This window comes from Streptomyces gilvosporeus, from assembly GCF_002082195.1.
Classification (GTDB): Bacteria; Actinomycetota; Actinomycetes; order Streptomycetales; family Streptomycetaceae; genus Streptomyces; species Streptomyces gilvosporeus.
Genome location: NZ_CP020569.1, coordinates 292452 through 310243 on the forward strand (window position 1 = coordinate 292452; position 17792 = coordinate 310243).

Below are 17792 nucleotides of genomic sequence, written 5' to 3' on the forward strand. Positions count from 1 at the left end.
CAGGGGCAGGACAACCAGGTCCGTCATGAACCGGATACGCGGGGTCTCGGTGGAGCCGACCCCCAGTTTCACAGTGACCGCGCAGTCGCCCCGCGATGCTTGATGTTGACGGCCGAAGCCTTGGCCACCGCCACGGGGTTCAAGAAGCGCAGCGGTCCGATCAGACGGGATGCGAACCGGTGCATATGCCGCGCCACCGACTCGTCGCGGGCCGCCGCCGCATACATCAGCCGCTCCAAGGGGTTGAACGGACGGGCCGTGGCGAAGTCGGCGGCCAGGAACTGGTGACCGCGCAGCCGGCGCCGGTGTCTGCGTGCGTACATCGCGAGCGACCTGTCGAGGTCGCCCTGACCGGATGCGGCGGAGGCGACCGCCTGTGCCAACCATTGCGCGGACTCAAGGGCCCACCCGCATCCCACTCCCCACAGGGGGTCGCTGGTCAGGGCGGCGTCGCCGATGAGGGCGACGCCCGGTGCGGTCGGCTTGCGGCTGTGAAGTGGATAGTTGACCGTGCCGGTGATCTTCGTTATGCGCTCGGCGGAGTCGATGGACGGCGCCTCGGGCAGGTCGCGGACGAAGGCGAGGAAGCTGCCCTCCAGGTCTTCCCGGAAGGCCGGCAGCCGTTTCTTGTCCGGGAGCACCGCGAGGACCGTCACCCCGTCCTCGTTCGGAAACGCGTAGGCCATGTCGGGCTCGAGGAACCAGACGTGACCGATCCCGTCGCGCAGCGGAAGGTTGCGGAAGTGCGCGAGATAGCCGAACCGCGCGTTCTCGTACCGCCGGGCGGGCACCTCGGCGAACTTCGCTACGGCCGAGTCCTTGCCATCGGCACCGACCACCAGACGGGCCCGGATCTCCCGCTCACCCTGTGGTGTCGACGAGCGCACCCCCACAGTGCGCCCGGCTTCCCGGACCAGTCCGGTCACCTGATGGCCGAGGAGCAGATCGACGCCGGCGGTCTTTGCCGCATGGGACCTGATCAACGGATCGAGGGTGCTGCGCCGGATGTTGTACGCGTACGGCAGCTCGGGGCCCGCCGGCGCGGCCCTCGGCTCGATCCATCCCCAACGGGTATACCAGCGGGCGTCGTTGCGGACGGCGCCCGCCTTCTCGATTGCGGGTATCAGGCCGAGTTCGTCCAGCACCGGGTAGGCGTTGGCCGTGAGGGAGTGGGTGCACAGCGCCTTGTACGCTTCGGGGTCCGAGCGGCGTTCCAGCAGCGCGACGCGGACACCGCGTCGAGCGAGCAGAATCGCCGCCGCGCTGCCGGCGAGGCTGGCTCCGCTGATGACGACGTCGTAGCGGTAGTCATCGTCGTATCCCGCGCTCTCAGGCTTGGTCATGCGCTGATCGCCCCCTTCGAGGTGTGGTGCCGATCCTGGGAGTGGTGCGGCACCCTAGCCGTCAGCAACATTACTCAAGTGTTAAAGGAGGTTGGGTGGGTGACGAGTGATCAGGCCGTGAGCGGCCGGCGCCGTGCGACCGCCGCCTCGCGTGAAGCGGCGGTCGCGGCGCGGTCATTGCCAGGGACCGGACGGCAGGTCGCCCCCCGCCCCGAGCGGAGGACGGAGCCCGTCAGCCGTGGGTGCTGGGGACGTAGTCGTAGCAGTCGTGTCGCCATGTGCTGTCGCCCTGAAGGTTGTCCAGCACGCTGTTGCCGGTCTGCTTGCCCACGACGCCGTCGGCGGAGACACCGGAGGCGGACTGGAACTTCTTGACCCAGGTCCGGGTCCCGGACCCGAAACTGCCGTCCACCTTCAGCGGCCAGTCACCGCGGGTCCGCCACACCCAGTCGTTGACGGCCTGCTGCACACACTTCACTCCCCAGCCCTGGCTCCCGTACTGGAGTGTGGCCGCGTTGGGCGAGGCGTCCGCCGTCGCGGACAGACCGCCGATGATCACCGTTACGGCAGCGGCCAGCACACCGAGCCGCGCCGTCATCTTCCGAGTGGACATCTGCTTTCCGTTCGTTCGTCGGGATGGAAGCAGTGGCCCGTGACAGCGGGGCCCGCGGCTGCGCCGGCCGGTCCCGCTCGTGCCACCGACACTTGTCTAGGCCGATGTGGTTGTCCGGTGTCGGCGAGCCGGCACCGGACAGCAACGGTCGGCCAATGACGACGGAGACACGCAGGTCAGACGGGTGGGGTAGGTGCGCTCGGCGCTGCCGGCCGCGTCAGGAGCAGGGCTGGTTCAGGGCCAGTTCGGGCACGTACTGATGCCACTGCCGCGCGGTGACACCGCCGGTCGCGGCGCACAGCCGCCGGATCGCCCGGTCGGGCTCGAGGGTCCACAGTCGTAGGGTGCGATCGTCGCTCGCGCTGGCGAGGGTGTGGCCGTCGGGGCCGAAGGCCACGTCGTCAATCGGCCCGGTGTGGCCGACGAGAGCGGTACCCAGCTGGGACGGATGGTCCGGGTCGGTGACGTTCCACAGGTCCACGGTGTGGTCGTCGCTGCTGCTGGCCAGGGTGTGCCCGTCCGGGCTGAAGGCGATCGCGTACACGAAGCTGGTGTGGCCGGTCAGGGGCTCGGCCAGGGTCCGCGGCCGTGCGGGGTCGGTGACGTTCCACAGCCGTACCGTGTGGTCGACGTTGGCCGTGGCCAGGGTCCGGCCGTCGGGGCTGAACGCCACCCCGTACACACCGCCGCTCCGGACGGCGAGGGGGTGGCCCAGCGGGACGGGCCTCGCCGGACGGGTCACGTCCCACAGCCGGGTGGTGTCGTCCGAGGAGGCCGTGGCCAGCACATGCCCTCGTGGGCTGAAGGCCACGGCGGTGACCGGTCCGCTGTGGGCGGTGAGCGGCTCCCCCAGGCCGGTGGCGTGCGCCGGCCGCGAGACGTCCCACAGGCGGACCTGCTTGTCGTGCAGGCCCGCGCTCGCCAGCGTCCGGCCGTCCGGGCTGAAGGCGACCGAGTTGACCTCACCCCGGTGGCCGGTGAGCGGCTGTCCCACCAGCGCGGCCCGCGCGGGGTTCCGGACGTCCCACAGCCGGATGGTGCCGTCCCGGCTGGCGCTGGCCAGGAACCTGCCGTCGGGGCGGAACGCCACCTTCCGCACGGCGTTGTGATGCCCCGTCAGAGGACGGCCGAGGAGTGTGGGCCGTGCGGGGTCGGCGTCGTTCCACAGGCGGACGGTGCTGTCGGTGCTGCCGCTGGCCAGGATGTGCCGTACGGGGCTGAAGGCCACGGTGTTGACGTAGCTCGGGTCCGGCAGAAGGGTGCTCGGGAGGTGCCAGAGTCTGACGGTGTGGTCGGCCCCGGCCGAGGCCAGGCTGTGCCCGTCGGGGCTGAACGCCAGCCAGTAGACGTATTCGGTGTGACCGGTGAGGGGCTGCCCGATCGGGACGGGTGCGGAAGGGTCCATGACGTTCCACAGCCGGACGGTGTGGTCCGCTCCGGCGGTGGCCATCACGCGTCCGTCCGGGCTGAAGGCGACCGCGTACACAGAGTCGTGGTGAGCGGTCAGGGGCGCACCGAGCGGCACCGGATCGGCCGGGTCCGCGACGTTCCACAGCCGGACGGTGCGGTCGTTGCCCACGCCCGCCAGGAGGCGGCCGTCGGGGCTGAAGGCGACGGCGTAGGCGGTGTCCTTGAAGCCCGTGAGCTGTCCCAGACGCCGCGGGCGGGCGGGGTCGGCGACGTCCCACAGCCGAATGGTGTGATCGTGCCCCGCACTGGCGAGGGTGCGGCCGTCGGGGCTGAACGCGGCCGAGGCCACGGCACCGTGGTCGTGGCCCTTCAGCGGTTGTCCGAGCCGCTGCGGGTGGACCGGATCGGCGACGTTCCACAGCCGGACCGTACCGTCGTCGCTCGCGCTGGCGAGCGTGTGTCCGTCCCGGCTGAAGGAGACGGAGAAGACGTAACTCTTGTGGCCGGTCAGCGGCGGCCCCCAGGGGGCGGGGTGTGCCGGGCGGGTGACGTTCCACAGCCGGACGGTGCGGTCGCGTCCGGCGGAGGCCAGGGTGCGGCCGTCGGGGCTGAAGGCGAGCCAGTAGACCCACTGGCTGTGGCTGGCCACGGGGCGGCCGAGTGGCACCGGGTCGGCCGGGTCCGCGACGTTCCACAGCCGGATCAGGCCGTCCGCTCCCGCCGCGGCCAGGGTACGGCGGTCGGGGCTGTAGGCCACGGCGTACACGGTGCCGCTCCCGGCGGCCAGGGGCCGGGACACCGGGGCGCCGGCGGCGCTGATCAGGTCGGTGCGCAGCAGCGGCTGCGGACGGATGCGGTAGGCGGCGATGTCGAGTTGGGCGGCGAGCGAAGGATCGGTCTCCCGCAGCTGGTCGGCCTGGGCCTGGACCTCCGCCACCTGCCCCGCGATGGCGTTGTTGCGCTCGGCCTGGGCGGTCGCGCTCTTGTTGAACGCCACGACGGCGGCCACGGACGCGACGAGCACGAGGACGCACACGACGGCGATTCCGGCGCGAAGCAACCGGGTCGCGCGGCCCGCGTGCCGGACGGACGCGGCGAGGAACTCCTCGACGCGGGGACCGGGAACCAGCGCGTCGCCGCGGGTGGCGGCCCACTGACGCGCCGCGGCCAGGACGCCGCCCCGGTACAGGGCGCCCGGGTCGCGCCCCTGCCGCTGCCAGACGGCGGCCGCCTCGGTGATCTGCTGGTGCATGACCAGACCGGCCCGGTCCTCGTCGATCCAGCGGCGCAGCCGGGGCCAGGCGTGCAGCAGCGCCTCGTGGGTGAGCTCGGCTCCGTCCCTGTCCAGAGTGACCAGCCGCGCCCGGGCGAGCAGGTCGAGCACGGCGCCGGTGTCCGGGCCGAGGTCCGCCCGCGGTACGGGGCGTTTGGTGTCGTCGGTGCCCTCGCCGAGGGCCACCATCCGCAGCAGGACGGAGCGGGTGAGCCGCTGCTGCTCGGCGCTCAACTGCTGGTAGAGGGCCTCGGCGGTGTTGGCCAGGGCGTGCGGGATGCCACCCGCGGCCTCGTAGCCGCTCAGGGTCAGCGTGTTGCCGCGGCGGCGGAGCCAGGTTTCCCGCATGGCGTGGGAGACCAGCGGCAGGACGTTGGTCTGTCCGGTGGCCTCCGCCACGACACGGGCCAGCAGCGCTGTCTCCACGGCGCATTCGGAGCGGACGGCCGGCCGGCTGACGGCACGGCGCAGGTCCTCCGTCGACATGGGGCCGACGAGCAACTGGGCGTCCTGGAGGGCCGCGACGAGTTCGGGGTGCTCCGAGCAACTCGCGTAGAAGTCGGCCCGGACACCGATGACCACGCGGGTACGGCTGTTGGCGGCCTGGGCCGCGGTGAGTAACGCGGTGACGAAGCCGTCGCGTTCGTCCTTGCTCCGGCACAGGGTGAAGACCTCTTCGAACTGGTCGACGACCAGCAGCAGATCCGTGCCGTCGGGGCAATCCCTTGTGGCCAGCGCCTGCAGCACCGCCTGGTGCAGGGCCCGGGGGTCGCCGCTCAGCTCCCTGTGCAGTGCCGGGGCCGTGCCCCCGGCGAAGGCCGCGAGACGGGCCGCGCACTCCTCCAGCGGATGCGCGCCCGGGGTGAACAGCAGGGCCGGCCACTCGGGGCCGCCGTCCGCATCGCCCCCGCTCACGCTCGGGATCAGACCGGCCCGCAGCAGCGAGGACTTGCCCGATCCCGACGCCCCGAACACCGCGACGAACCGATCGGCGCGGACCCGGGTGACCAGGTCGTCCGTGAGTCTTTCGCGCCCGAAGAACCAGGAGGCGTCCTCCTGCTGGAATGCGGCAAGGCCCACATAGGGGCATGGCCGGTCCTCTTCCGTGCCCGCGCGGTCCCGCCCGCTCGGCGACGCGGGGGCGAGGCCCGCAGCGACCTCGTGCCAGCGCGCCCTCCATTCCTCCTCGTCGCCCCCGCAGGCCCGGACGAAGGCGAGCGTGACCTCCAGACTGGGCAGCTTTCGGCCCCCGGCCGCATCGGCGAGTGTCGTCGACGAGTAATGCGCCTTCGCCGCCAGTTGGCGGTACGTGGGCTTGCCCGCCTTGTCCCGCAACAGGCGCAACCCCGCGGCAAAGTCGGTCAATGCGCTGCCGTCGTCCTCCAACGGCGTTTCTTTCCTTGGCACTTGTACCGCCCCCCGGTCCGTGAAGTGTCGCGGCGAGCTTATTGTCCGGAGCCGGTTGTCCGGAGCTGCTTCGCCGACACCGGACAACGCGGCCTGCCGTAGAACCGAGTTGGCGACGGCGGACGCGGGGGAGCCGCCGTCGCCAACCGGGGACGGATCACGGGGACGCATCAGCGGGCCTACGGCCGCACCACACGCCGCGTGAACGCTCCTCCCGGTCATCTTCGCTTCCTCTTCTCCCTGGACACGAGGAGTTCCGAAAATGCTCACCAGCGTCCCTGCCACCAACGCTCCTGCAACCCGGCATCCGAAACGGCGCTCCCGGCGGACCGCTGTCGGTCTGCTGACCGCCGCGCTCGCGGCCGGTGCCCTGGCGGCCGTGCCGGGCCAGGCTTCGGCGGCCCCCGCGTCAACGGTCAGGCCGGCCGCCGCCTCGTCCCAGATCAAGCTGGCCCAACGCGACCTCAACGGCCTGGCCTACAACGCCGGTGACGTGGACGGCGTCGGCGGCCCCAAGACCAAGGCGGCGACGCTGTCCTTCCAGAGCGACCGGTGCCTCGGCGTCGACGGCGTCATCGGCCCGCAGACGCTCGCCGGACTCACGTCCGTGGTCAAGCAGGTCCAGGCCAAGGCCGGAGCCCCGGCCAACGGCGACTACGGAACGCCCACGACCAGCGCGGTGAAGAGCTACCAGGCCGCCCACCACCTCTCGGCGGACGGCATCGCCGGAGAGCAGACGATGAAGACCATGGGCATCGAGCGGCTCGTCAAGAGCTGCCACGCCACGACCGGACTCCGGGCCAGGATCGTCAAGACAGCCAAGAGCCAGATCGGCGTCACGGCCGACTCCCACAAGTGCGTTCCCGGCAAGCCGTACAGCGTGTGCAACGAATGGTGCGCCGCCTTCGCCACCTGGGCCTGGCGCCAAGCCGGTGCCGACATCCCCTTCATGACTTACGTGCCCCGCGTCTACGACTGGGCCGTCGCACACCACAAGTGGGTCGGCACCAGCGGCCTCGGTACCGCCAAGCCCGGAGACCTGATCATCTTCGGCAGCGCGCACAACCGGTACCACATCGGCGTCGTCGACCAGGTCAGCGGTGCGACCGTGCGCGTCATCTCGGGCAACACGTCCAACCCCGCCCGTCCCGGCCAGTACGGCGTCTTCGACAAGAGCTACCCGCTGTCCGGATCCGTCTTCTACGGCCTGGTGCGCCCGTAACGGGCCACGCCCAGCCGTCCCGTCGGTCCCTGCCGGTGCCTCGGGCGCCGCAGGGGCCGGTGCACGGCGTCGCACGCCCGGCAGGGCCGACGACGCCGGCCATGACCGACCACGGAACCAGAACGGAGAGACAGCGATGAGGTATCCCCATGCCCGCAGGGGCGCGGTGGGCAGATCCGGGTGGCGGGTCCGCGGTGCGGCGGTGCTCGCCGCCGGGCTCGCGGCCCTGTGCATCGACGTCCACGGCGTGGCCCACGCGGACACCACCGCGGCCACCGGGGCGGCCCCGTCCACGGGCCAGGTGCGCGGGCTCGACGTGAGCGGCCACAACCCCCATATCGACTGGAAAGCGACGGCCGCCAAGGGCGCCGCCTTCGCCTACGTGAAGGCGACCGAAGGCGTCAGCTACACCAACAGCTACTTCTCCCAGCAGTACAACGGGGCGGCCGGCGCCGGCCTGATCCGCGGCGCCTACCACTTCGCCCGCCCGGACGCCTCCGGCGGACGCGCCCAGGCCGACTACTTCCTGGCCCACGGCGGCAAGTGGAGGCGCGACGGCACAACCCTCCCCGGAGCCCTGGACATCGAGGCCAAATCGCCCAGTGACACCTGCTGGGGACTCAGCCGCAGCGCAATGACCAGCTGGATCACGGCATTCGTGAACGAGTACCACGCCCGCACAGGTCGCCACCCGGCGATCTACACCGCCGCCGGCTGGTGGGCGACCTGCACCGGGAACTACCGAGGCTTCGGCAAAACCGCCCCCCTGTGGATCGTCAACCAGTCCGGCACACCCACCCCGCTCCCCGCCGGCTGGAACACCTACACCGTCTGGCAGACCGCCGCCAAGGGCACCTTCCCGGGGGACCAGGACGTCTTCAACGGCAGCCAAAAGGACCTGAAGACGTTCGCCCTGGGTGACTACACGCCCCCTCTGCCGGCTCCCAACTGGCCTCTGGTGCAACAGGGACAGACAGGCCGACAGGTGACCACCGTGCAGTATCTGCTCGGCGCCCACGGGGCGTCCCTCACGGTGGACGGCCGGTTCGGGACGGGAACCCGGGACGCCGTGATCTCGTTCCAGCGGGCCCAGGGGCTGACCCCCGACGGCCTCGTGGGGCCGGCCACCTGGCAACACCTGATCGCCACCGTGCGGAACGGCGACACCGGCGCGGCCGTGCGGGCAGTCCAGGACGAGCTGAAGGCCCACGGCGCCGCCGTCACGGTGGACGGCCGGTTCGGGGCCGGAACCCGGGACGCCGTGATCACCTTCCAGAGGTCCAGGGGGCTCACCCCGGACGGCGTCGTCGGCCCGAACACCTGGATGAACCTGGTGAGTTGAGACGACGGCCGAGTCGCCCGGCCCGTCCGAAACCCACGGCCCGTTGGACGCCCGGCCGGCCGTTGGCGTCGTGCAAGAAGGCCCGGACCTCCGACCCGGGCCTTCTTGCACGACACGGCTATGGGTCCGGTTACCCGCGCGGACGCTCGAAGGTCAGCAGCAGCCCCTCCACGGCCCCGGGACCTATACGACCCTTCACGTCGGCGGAGGTGATGGCCTTCAGGCCCCAGCCGTCCTCGGCATGCTTGTTCAGAACCTTCTCCAGTTTGTCGCTGTCCAGCGCGTCGCCGATCAACGACTCCCGGAAGGTGACGACCTTGTATTCGTACGCAAAGGGGCTGCTCATGACTGCGGAGTCCTCCTGCCGGCCGGGCCGGTTCGGGTCGGGGCGAGATTGCCGGGGCCAGCCAATCATCCCCGGTGCTGCCGCACACACACGCCCCCGTCTGCCGGGGTGATCGACGTCGCTGCGCCCCTCCCCCGCGAAACCTCCCGCCATACCAGGCCCGGAGGGTCAACCGGACGCGGCGGACAGGAGCACGTCCACGAGCCTGTCCGCCGCATCCGGCCGTCCGTGCGACCGGGCCGCCGCCGCCATCCGCGCACGCCGCGCCGGGTCCGCGAGGAGCGGCCCCAGGGCGTTCTGCAGCCGGTCGGCGGTGACCTCGCCGACCAGCGCCACGGCGGCGCCTGCGTCCTCAAGGTGCTGAGCATTGTGCGCCTGCTCGTTCCCCGCCGAGGAAGCGAGCGGCACGAACACGGCAGGCTTGCCAAGGGCGGTGAGCCTGGCACCATGGCTCGCATGCCTGCTTACGTGATCTCCGAAGTTGAGGTGCTGGACGAGCAACTGGCCGACAGATACCGCACGTTGGCGGAGGCTTCCATCCGTCTCTACGGCGGCCGCTATATCATCCGCGGCGCTATGCCCGAGGCCGCGGAAGGGACCTGGACTTCCTCCCGCCGACTGGTCGTCGTCGAGTTCCCCGACAGGGAGCGGGCCAGGCAGTGGTACACGTCCCCCGAATACGAGGAAGCCCTCCAGCTACGGGAGACAGCACTGGAACGACGGCTACTGTTCGTCGATGGCCTTCCCGAGGAGCTGTTGTAGGCACTGCTCCACCCAATTGCGCAACTCCATGATCACCGGACCTGTGCCTGTCCCGTCTGCCGACTAGAGCCCCGTCCGGTCGATCTTGTCGAATCAGCGCGCGGCGTCGGGCGCGCGGCAAGATCGGCCGGACCGGGCCTACGCGTCAGGAGCCGCGTTCGGCAAGGTGATCGTCAGCCATGAGGTCTGACGCTCACGGGGCGAAGGTCGCGGACAGGATCCGGTTGACCAGGGCGAGGTCGTTGCCGCCGCCTGTGGTGGGGTTGAAGGAGTACACCAGGCGGCGGCGCAGGTCGCGGGTGGTGAACATGCCGTTCGTGTAGCCGAAGGTGGTGCCGGTCTTGCCCCACACCGTCACGCCATTGGGCAGGGTCACGCGCATCAGGCCGGCGGCGTAGTAGGCGCGGCCCTGTCCCGGGTCGTGGGCGGTGCCGCCGAGGTAGGGGACGTCGGGGACGTCGAACAGTTCCGCCTGCTCGGTCGAGGACAGCAGTCGTCCCCGGAAGAGTGCGGTCAGGAAGCGGTCGAGGTCGGCGGTGGTGGAGATCATGCCGCCGGCGCCGGGATTCTGTTCGGTGATGTCGACCAGCTGCGATCCGCCGTCCGGCCGAGGTACCGCGATGTAGCCGTCGGAGTGGGGGCCGGGGATCGTGGTGTCGGTCTGCGGGGCAGTGGTGTCGCGCAGGTGCAACGGTTGCAGGATTCGGGTGGTGATCTCCTGCTGGTAGGTGTGTCCGGTGAGCTCCTCGACGAGCATGGCGGCGACGTAGTAGCCGGTGGCTCCGTAGACCTGCATGCAACCGGGGTGGGTGAAGGGGCGTTTGTGCCGGACGGCCTTGGCGACGAGTTCGGAGAGCGGGTGGTCGTCGAAGCGGTGCTCGACGATGCCGTCCGGGGTGGTGGGCAGGTCGTCCGCGGTCAGTTCGGGGAGGCTGCTGGTGAAGTTGAGCAGGGTGCGGACGGGTATCGGCGGGTAGCTGTCGGGCAGGACGTCCGGCAGGTACCGCTGGACGGGCTGGTCGAGGTCGACGCGGCCCTCGGCGGCCAGTTGCAGCATCACGGTGGCGATAAAGGTCTTGGTCACGCTGCCGAGACGGAACCGGCCGTCCACCGGCACCGGCGCGCCGGTCATGATGTCGGCGGTGCCGTACGTCCCGGTCCAGTGGCCGTCCGGCCCGCTCACGCGTGCCAGCACGCCCGTGACGCGGTCGGGTGCGCTCGACAGGGCATGCTGCAACGCCTGCGGATCCAGCTCCGGCAACCGGTCGCCGGTGGTGTCGCCGGTGGTGGCAGGCCGCGCGGCGGGCGCCGCGGGCGCCGCGACCGCCGGGACGGCCGTGCCCAGCGTCACCGCGCCGAGCACCGCGCAGGCGAGCGCCGCCATCGGCACCCGCCTGCGTCGGCCCGCTGTCGTCGCGGTCCCGGCGTTGGAGGAAGGAGGCTTGAAAGTCATGCTCACGACCGTGCCGCACAGCCGCGGTGCGACGCATCAGGGATCGCCCCCGATAGCACCCTGATGGATCCCTGATGGATCCCTGATGCCGTCTCAGCTTCCGGGACCGGCAGGAGTACTGGGGTCCGTCTTCAAATGGACGGACGCCTCTGTGAACTGAGGTCAGTCCCTGGAGCTGTCGTACGGGGACGGCGGGGATTGTTGTCAGTGGGGGCGGTTACTGTCTGAGATCTGTGGTGGTCATCGGCGGCCACCACTTCCCGACTGAATGAGTATCTCGCCATGACTGATCTTTTCACCGTGTCCATCGACACTGTCGAAGGCCCGACCTTCCGCGGGAGGGTGCATCTCATCAATCCCGACGCTTGGCAGGTCCCAAAAAGGACCACGTTTCCCTTGGCTCTGCTGGTGGACGCGTGGTTCCTGCTGGCGAACGGATACCTGCACAACGACGACGATCGAGTGCCCCGTGGAGACCGGTACCCCTTTTCCGAGGAGCGGGGCAAGGAGATCGTCGCAGGCATGCGGCTGAAGGACGAGTTCCCGGAGCTGTATGGCTTCATCTTCGGTAAGAAGCTGCGGGTCAACGCGGCTGGATATCTGGTGGCGGACGACGGCAGGACTGTGCTCGAACCCCGGCGCCAGGCGAAGGATGTGTACGAGCTGGGCGGAGGTTCGGGACACGACGAAATATCCCACTACGTCTTCACGGTGAGAAATGCCGAAGCGTTCTCTCGGCGAGCCGCTGACGTTGTGACCACCTACCATTCCAGCCCGGTCCGCAACGTACCGCTGTGGAGTGAGGTTGCGACACTGGAGGACGAGGATCACCCCTGGGAGCCCGGCGAATCGCGCGAGGAAATGGCCACGTGGGAGGACCCCGCCGATCTGGAATACTGGCGGGTGTGGCGACTGCTGGAAAACCGCCCGTTCGAAAAACGTCCGTACGTCGACATCACGGTGACGGTCAGTCACCCTGCCTATCTTGAGCACCTGACGGATGGGATGCGCTGGTCAACGGCCCACACCGGTCACGTGTAGGTCCTCCGGGCAGCGTGACAGAGCCGCCGTCCCGGACATGACGCACGGCTCGCCGGGCCAGGACAACCTGCCCCAAGAGTTTGCCCCGCATTCCCGCAGCGATCTCGTCATCGGCTGCCGTCGCCCAATCCACCAGAGGGCCGCTGACCGCACAGCACACCACTGCGTCCAGCTCCCGCACCTCGTCGAACAGCGTATCCAGAGAGGAAGGATCTTCCAGATCAATCCCCCAAATCACCTCTGGGCATGGGGGATTGGGGTCCCCGTGACGCGCACGGCCTTGATCGAGGCAATCGATGATCCCCCGCCGACAGTAAATGGGTTGGGCCGGCCGACCCCCGCTGGTACCGTCTGGGCAGCCGTGAGACAACGCGAGGAGGTGAGACCCATGAAGGCTGTATCCATGTGGGTGCTCCCCCTTTTCGTCACGGTGGGCGATTGACGTAGGTGTCGCCGGGAGCGCCTCAGGCAAGGCACTCCTGAGAGGCAAAACCTATGAACTTTGCGCATTCCACTTCGGGCACGGGCGACAACGCAATCGCCGTCACGCGGGTTTCGGAGATGCAGTGGCACGCCGTGGAGGACGACCGGACGGTCGGCCGCGGCGACGCTTCGTACCGGCCCGACGGACGGCTCTTCATCAGCATCGACGCGTGGCACGGCTCGACCTTCGACCGCATCGCCGATGCGATGCTGGCGGACCTGCCCACACCGCTGTACACCGTCGTCGACGAGGCCGACCCCGACTCAAGGTCCGCCTGGGAGCGGGCCGGCTTCGCCGCCGTACGTCGCGAGTGGGGCTATCGCGTGCCCACCGACCCACAGGTCACCGGGCTCGGCTCGGTGCGACCCCCGTCGGGCGTGACGATCGTGCCCGCCGGTGAGGCGGAGGAGGGCCCACTGCGATCCCTGGACCACATCATCCGCGACGAGGTCGAGGCCGCCGTCGGATGGCAGTCGATGCCGGCCGAGGTGCTGCCCCGCCCGGCCGGAACCACCCTGGTCGATCCGTCGAAGTACGCGGTGGCACGGCACTTGGACCAGTACGTGGGACTGGTCCGGGTGGCTCCGCTGACCCGACAGCCACGGATCGGGCTGATCGCCGTCCGGGCCGACCGGCACCGCCGCGGCATCGCCCGGGCGCTGCTGGCGCACGCGCTGGGTTCGCTGCACCGCTCCGGGACCGCTTCGGCCTGGGCCGAGGTGAATGAGGCCAACGCGGCGGCCACCGCCCTCTTCGAGAACATCGGTGCCCGGCGCGCGGCCGGCACCCTGGAGCTCGTCCGCCGGTGACGCTCCGCCACGCCACACCGGCCGAGGAGTTGGCTGCGTACGACCGCCGGCGAAGGGCATGGCGCTTGACCGCACACCCCATTCGTTTCCTACCGAACCCACCGAATACCCCGTCGCAGAACGGGAGAAGCGAGAGATCATGACAAAAACAGCAGGGGGCGTAGAAGTCGAAGGCACCGTCATCGAGTGCCTACGCAATGCCACCTTCAAGGTGGAGCTCCAGAACGGGCACACCGTGCTCGCCCACATCAGCGGGAAGATCCGGAAGAACTACATCAAGATCCTCCCGTACGACCGAGTGCTCGTGGAACTCAGCCCCTACGACCTCACCCGCGGCCGCATCCGCTTCCGATACAGGTCGTAGTGGAAAGCGCCGGCCGGGTCAGCGTAGGGACGAGCCCTGCGCTGGCCGGCCGGCATGGCGCGGTGGCCGACGGCGAGGCGGCCGGCCTCGTGTTCCTCGCCCGCCGCACATGCGGTGTTGTGGGTCATGGCCAGAAGGGCTTCCAGGGCGGGCAGAGCCTGGTCCGGGCCGTACGGGGGCTGGGTGAGACGCGGGTGGGGCAGCGTAGGCGGGCTGCCCGCCCAGGAATGACGGACCATGATGGGTGGCACGGGTGCGGTTCCGCCCACACGGCCGATGCGTCACGACCGATGGGTTCCCCCTCCCCGCGTCGTCTGCACAGGCGGAGCGCCCTCCTTCCGCGCCTGCGGGAGGCCCAAGACGAGATGACAAGGAGCGTGCACACCGTGGACCAGGAGAACATGAGCGCCACCCTGACTGTCGCCGCGCCCGCCGCGAGGGTGTGCGCGGTGCTGGCGGACCCGACGACCCATGCTGCGATCGATGGCACCGGCTGGGTTCAGGCAGCCGTCGACCGGGCGCCGCTGACCGAGGTGGGGCAGATTTTCCGGATGGACATGTATCACTCCAACCATCCGGACGGTGGCTACAAGACGGCCAACAAGGTCCAGGTGCTCGACCCGCCACACGCCATCGGCTGGCTGACGGGAACGGAGAAGGACGACGGTCAGCTGGAGTTCGGCGGCTGGCTCTGGCGCTACGACCTGACACCGCTCGGTCCGTCCGCCACAGAGGTCACGCTCACCTACGACTGGTCGGCGGTACCGCAGTCCATCCGGGAGTACCTCCAGTTCCCGCCGTTCGGCCCGGACCATCTCACCAACTCGCTGCATCACCTGGCCGAGCTTGTCTCCGGCAGGTGAGGCTGCTGCACCTGCCTGCCCGAGGCCGCACCGCCGAACACGTCCGCGACGCCCTGCGCAAAACCGTTCGGACGCTCAGCGCGGCCCGAACGGCACGCGGTCGCCGCGGCCGACGGGCCCCGTTCACTCGGGCCCCGATCACTGGCTCGTCAGGCCTTCGTCGACGGTTTGATCAGATACATCCGACGGGCCAGATCCAGCGCGGTCAGCAACATTTGGGCCAGGCTCCAGCGCTCTTCGTACCGCTGCCACCATCGACGAACGGCTGAGCAATCGCTTGGCAGTCCTCGGCGGAGAGATCATCATGTGAGGATGTCTGACTCCCCATCCTCCGTAGCACCGACTGTGGTGCGGCTCCCCCGGTACACGAAGACTGACCAGGAGGAGATCCTCGGCGACGGCGACGATCCCTTCGGCGTTGCCGAGACCGGCCTGACCTGGCTGCCAAAAGAGGAACACTTCGGAATCAGACACGGCAACCGGCTTGTGGCACACGCCGGCCTGCTACGGCTGTCTGTCGCGATCGGCGATGCCGAAACAGAAGTGGTGGGCGTCGGTGGGGTGGCTGTCGCACCCGACATGCAAGGCCAGGGGCTGGCTCGGCTCGTGGTCACAGCGGCACTCGACCACGCCCGCACCATGGGCCCTCAGCACGCACTCCTGTTCTGCCGGCCTCCCCTCGTGCCGCTGTACCAGCGCCTCGGATGGCACCAGCTGGACAACGATGTAGACGTAGTCGTCGAACAACCCGCAAACCGCTTGGCGACCATGTCGCTGCGGACCATGGTGACGCCCCTGCACGACAACGCACACTGGCCTTCAGCACCAGTGCGTTTGTTCTCCCTCCCGATGTGACGACCCCCTTCCGCAAGGGCTGCCCAGCGTGCCGACAATGGGCCCGGTCAGGCCGCGCACCCGTGTCAGAAGCCGTTGTCCCACCGCATGTGATCTTCGAGTTCCCGCTGCTCAGAAATGATTCCGGCGTTGTCGTGAAGGATTCCGGGCGCTCAGCTCGTGCTCGACGATGCGGAGTTGAGCGGTGACATCGGTGACAAACAGGGGGACCGACGAAGGCGTCCACGCCATCGAGGGTGAGCGGACACAGATCCAGTCGGTCGGTTCGGATCACTCGGCTGAGCACCTTGTAGGCTTCCGCGCATGTCTCAGACCGAAGAACTGTCCCTGAAGGTGAGCGGGGAGCACGTGCGCCAAGCCGTCGCACACTGCATCGGCGTGCTCAGGGACGTCCCCGCTGCTCGATGGCACAGCCGGGCCGGCGGCCTGGAATGGACATGTTGGGAGACGGTGGAGCACATCGCGGACGACCTGCTCACCTACGCCATGCGGTTCGGGGTCGCGAGGACCATGGAGGTGTCTCGGGTCCCCCTGCTCGTGTCCCAGGCTCGGGAAAACGGCCCGGCCAACGTCATCTTCGCCGACCGGACGTCAGGGTCTGATGGGCTGTTGACCGTTATGGAAGCGTGCGGCGGGCTCCTCGCGACCGTCGTCGACAGCGCCGACCCGACCGCCTTGGCCCCCCATGTCTTCGGTCCGTCCGACCCGGAGGGCTTCGCCGCCATGGGCGTCGTCGAGACGCTGGTCCACACCTATGACGTCACTCACGACCTCGACCGTTCCTGGGAACCTGCGCAGGGCCTGAGCGAGCGGGTCCTTGCGCGACTCTTCCCCGACGTTGCCGTCATCGACGACCCGTGGTCCACCCTCCTGTGGGCCACCGGCCGCATCGAGACCACCGATCGCGCCCGCCGGACGAACTGGCGCTGGCACGGCGAGCCACTCGGCGGCGGCTGACGGCACCCGCAAGCGCGACGGTGGTGAACGCAATGGGTCGTTGTTCACGTCCCCCGACAGCACCGTCGCTCATAGGACATCGTTTTCCCCTGGCGTGCGAGTCCTCCTCGGATGTTGGCCGGCCAGCCTCAGCTCGCCATGAAGCGACCCAGCTCGCGTGACCTCTGCCGAAGGGCGGCTGCCCACGCACCCTCAGGAGAATCCAGGGCCGTCGGGACGTGAACATCCTTCGGCTCGCCGCTCTCGGCCAAGTCGACCGGGTGCCAGTTCACCTCGATGCCCGCCCTCTCCGCCAGGACCAGCACTGTGGCAACGAACCCTTCGGACAGGGCGGCCATGACCGCGTGGCTCACTCTCCGATGCCACGCGAGCAGGGCGTCGACGAACGCTGTGAACACGCTGGGGTCGATCTGGCACTCGTCAGCCTGCATGGGCCCGATTCCGGACGGCAGACCCAGCTCGGCTTGATAGACGCTCACCTGGCTCATGAACAGGCGGGAGGCCCCGTTGGACGGGTTCCACAGCGTCTGGTCGCCCATGCCGTAGTACTGGCTCAACGCAGCCTCTCTTTGCTGGTCATCCCGGCCAGCGAAGTGACCACATGAACGAAAGGAGTATTCGCTCCGACTACTCCGACTACTCCGACTGTTCCTTTTCGGCCAGTTCCTCTGGCGTACCAACGAAGGCGCGACCGCAGCCTGGCGGCAGTCGTTCGAGCACCATCGCGATGGCAGCCTCCGCAGTCGGGGCGGGGCCGACGCTCTGGGACCGCGAGGGCCCGCCGACGCAGAAGCCGCCGCCCAGCATCGGGGCGATGAACGGGAGGTCCCAGGTCCAACGCGGCTCTGTGCACCGGCTGAAGTGCAACTCGCCCATGCCGACCCAGGGGAACAGCTGCCGTAGTCGGGGCTCTGCGTAGGCAGCGCGTAGCAACCGGGCGTCCACGCGATGGGCAGTAAGCAGCTTCTGCCATGCGGCTTCGATGATGTCTTCCTCTGGCGCGCCTTCCGTCATGCCCCTCATTCTGCTCGACGTCGAAAGATTTCGGCCAGCTCGCGGCGATAACTCTTGGCCCCGTCCTGGGGGCGCCTCAGTTCCAGAGGGCGAACGTTTCCTGTCGTTTTGTCACGTTCTGGCCACGCGTGGGTGCGGTCGAGAGCTCTCACTCCGGACGGGGGTCAGGGTCCGCCAGAGGACTGCTTCTCCTGCTGAAGCCGCAGCAGCGGGTCATCGCCGGATGCCGTCCCC

General features: G+C 69.4%; 16 protein-coding genes and 1 pseudogene. 9 read left to right on the forward strand and 8 right to left on the reverse strand.

Features of this window, described 5'->3' with window-relative positions; all coding sequences use genetic code 11:
• Nucleotides 1-68: 68 nt before the first annotated feature.
• The 3 genes from B1H19_RS01510 to B1H19_RS01520 form a co-directional block, all read right to left on the reverse strand.
• Nucleotides 69-1343, reverse strand: coding sequence for an NAD(P)/FAD-dependent oxidoreductase (locus B1H19_RS01510; protein WP_083102465.1), 1275 nt, complete (start codon nt 1341-1343; stop codon nt 69-71).
• A 232-nt stretch (nt 1344-1575) separates the two neighbouring features.
• A complete protein-coding gene (locus tag B1H19_RS01515; RefSeq protein ID WP_083102466.1) occupies nt 1576-1956 on the reverse strand; it encodes a peptidoglycan-binding domain-containing protein in 381 nt (126 codons plus the stop codon).
• A gap of 217 nt (nt 1957-2173) precedes the next feature.
• On the reverse strand, nt 2174-6025 hold the full coding sequence (locus B1H19_RS01520) for an nSTAND1 domain-containing NTPase (RefSeq protein ID WP_203237065.1): 3852 nt from the start codon (nt 6023-6025) through the stop codon (nt 2174-2176).
• Between the two features lie 283 nt (nt 6026-6308).
• On the opposite strand from B1H19_RS01520, the gene B1H19_RS01525 reads away from it, so the two are divergent.
• Nucleotides 6309-7268 carry a peptidoglycan-binding protein gene (locus tag B1H19_RS01525; protein ID WP_203237066.1) on the forward strand — a complete coding sequence of 320 codons (960 nt, stop codon included), beginning with the start codon at nt 6309-6311 and terminating at the stop codon, nt 7266-7268.
• A gap of 136 nt (nt 7269-7404) precedes the next feature.
• A complete protein-coding gene (locus B1H19_RS38460; protein ID WP_083102468.1) occupies nt 7405-8610 on the forward strand; it encodes a GH25 family lysozyme in 1206 nt (401 codons plus the stop codon).
• 130 nt (nt 8611-8740) lie between these two features.
• Here B1H19_RS38460 and B1H19_RS01535 read toward each other — a convergent pair whose 3' ends face one another.
• On the reverse strand, nt 8741-8956 hold the full coding sequence (locus B1H19_RS01535; RefSeq protein WP_083102469.1) for a DUF4177 domain-containing protein: 216 nt from the start codon (nt 8954-8956) through the stop codon (nt 8741-8743).
• Between the two features lie 168 nt (nt 8957-9124).
• Nucleotides 9125-9466 (reverse strand): annotated as a pseudogene (locus B1H19_RS01540) (glycosyltransferase); the annotation flags it as partial.
• Here B1H19_RS01540 and B1H19_RS01545 point away from each other — a divergent pair.
• A complete protein-coding gene (locus tag B1H19_RS01545; protein WP_083109364.1) occupies nt 9413-9718 on the forward strand; it encodes a DUF1330 domain-containing protein in 306 nt (101 codons plus the stop codon). The pseudogene B1H19_RS01540 and the gene B1H19_RS01545 overlap by 54 nt on opposite strands.
• A 193-nt stretch (nt 9719-9911) precedes the next feature.
• On the opposite strand, the gene B1H19_RS01550 is transcribed toward B1H19_RS01545, so the two are convergent.
• The gene (locus B1H19_RS01550) at nt 9912-11171 is read right to left on the reverse strand and encodes a serine hydrolase domain-containing protein (RefSeq protein WP_159027925.1); all 1260 of its coding nucleotides are present in this window, start codon (nt 11169-11171) and stop codon (nt 9912-9914) included.
• Nucleotides 11172-11453: 282 nt separating this feature from the next.
• Between B1H19_RS01550 and B1H19_RS01555 the strand changes: the two genes are divergently transcribed.
• The 6 genes from B1H19_RS01555 to B1H19_RS01590 all read left to right on the forward strand — a co-directional run bounded on the left by B1H19_RS01555 (nt 11454) and on the right by B1H19_RS01590 (nt 16544).
• A complete protein-coding gene (locus tag B1H19_RS01555) occupies nt 11454-12212 on the forward strand; it encodes a hypothetical protein (protein ID WP_159027926.1) in 759 nt (252 codons plus the stop codon).
• A 495-nt stretch (nt 12213-12707) separates the two neighbouring features.
• Complete coding sequence (locus B1H19_RS01565; protein ID WP_083102472.1) at nt 12708-13505, forward strand: GNAT family N-acetyltransferase; 798 nt, start codon at nt 12708-12710, stop codon at nt 13503-13505.
• 139 nt (nt 13506-13644) lie between these two features.
• The gene (infA, locus tag B1H19_RS01570; protein WP_083109365.1) at nt 13645-13869 is read left to right on the forward strand and encodes a translation initiation factor IF-1; all 225 of its coding nucleotides are present in this window, start codon (nt 13645-13647) and stop codon (nt 13867-13869) included.
• A gap of 386 nt (nt 13870-14255) precedes the next feature.
• Nucleotides 14256-14732 carry an SRPBCC family protein gene (locus B1H19_RS01580; RefSeq protein WP_203237067.1) on the forward strand — a complete coding sequence of 159 codons (477 nt, stop codon included), beginning with the start codon at nt 14256-14258 and terminating at the stop codon, nt 14730-14732.
• A gap of 312 nt (nt 14733-15044) precedes the next feature.
• Complete coding sequence (locus tag B1H19_RS01585) at nt 15045-15587, forward strand: GNAT family N-acetyltransferase (protein WP_083109366.1); 543 nt, start codon at nt 15045-15047, stop codon at nt 15585-15587.
• Nucleotides 15588-15890: 303 nt separating this feature from the next.
• Nucleotides 15891-16544, forward strand: coding sequence for a maleylpyruvate isomerase N-terminal domain-containing protein (locus B1H19_RS01590; RefSeq protein ID WP_107425834.1), 654 nt, complete (start codon nt 15891-15893; stop codon nt 16542-16544).
• Nucleotides 16545-16672: 128 nt separating this feature from the next.
• Here the strand turns inward: B1H19_RS01590 and B1H19_RS01595 are convergent, their stop codons facing one another.
• Entirely contained in the window at nt 16673-17101 is a 429-nt protein-coding gene (locus B1H19_RS01595) for a DUF6086 family protein (protein WP_083102474.1), read from the reverse strand.
• 79 nt (nt 17102-17180) lie between these two features.
• Nucleotides 17181-17558 (reverse strand): DUF6193 family natural product biosynthesis protein, encoded by a 378-nt coding sequence (locus tag B1H19_RS01600; protein WP_237289024.1) that lies wholly within the window; start codon nt 17556-17558, stop codon nt 17181-17183.
• Between the last annotated feature and the right edge of the window lie 234 nt (nt 17559-17792).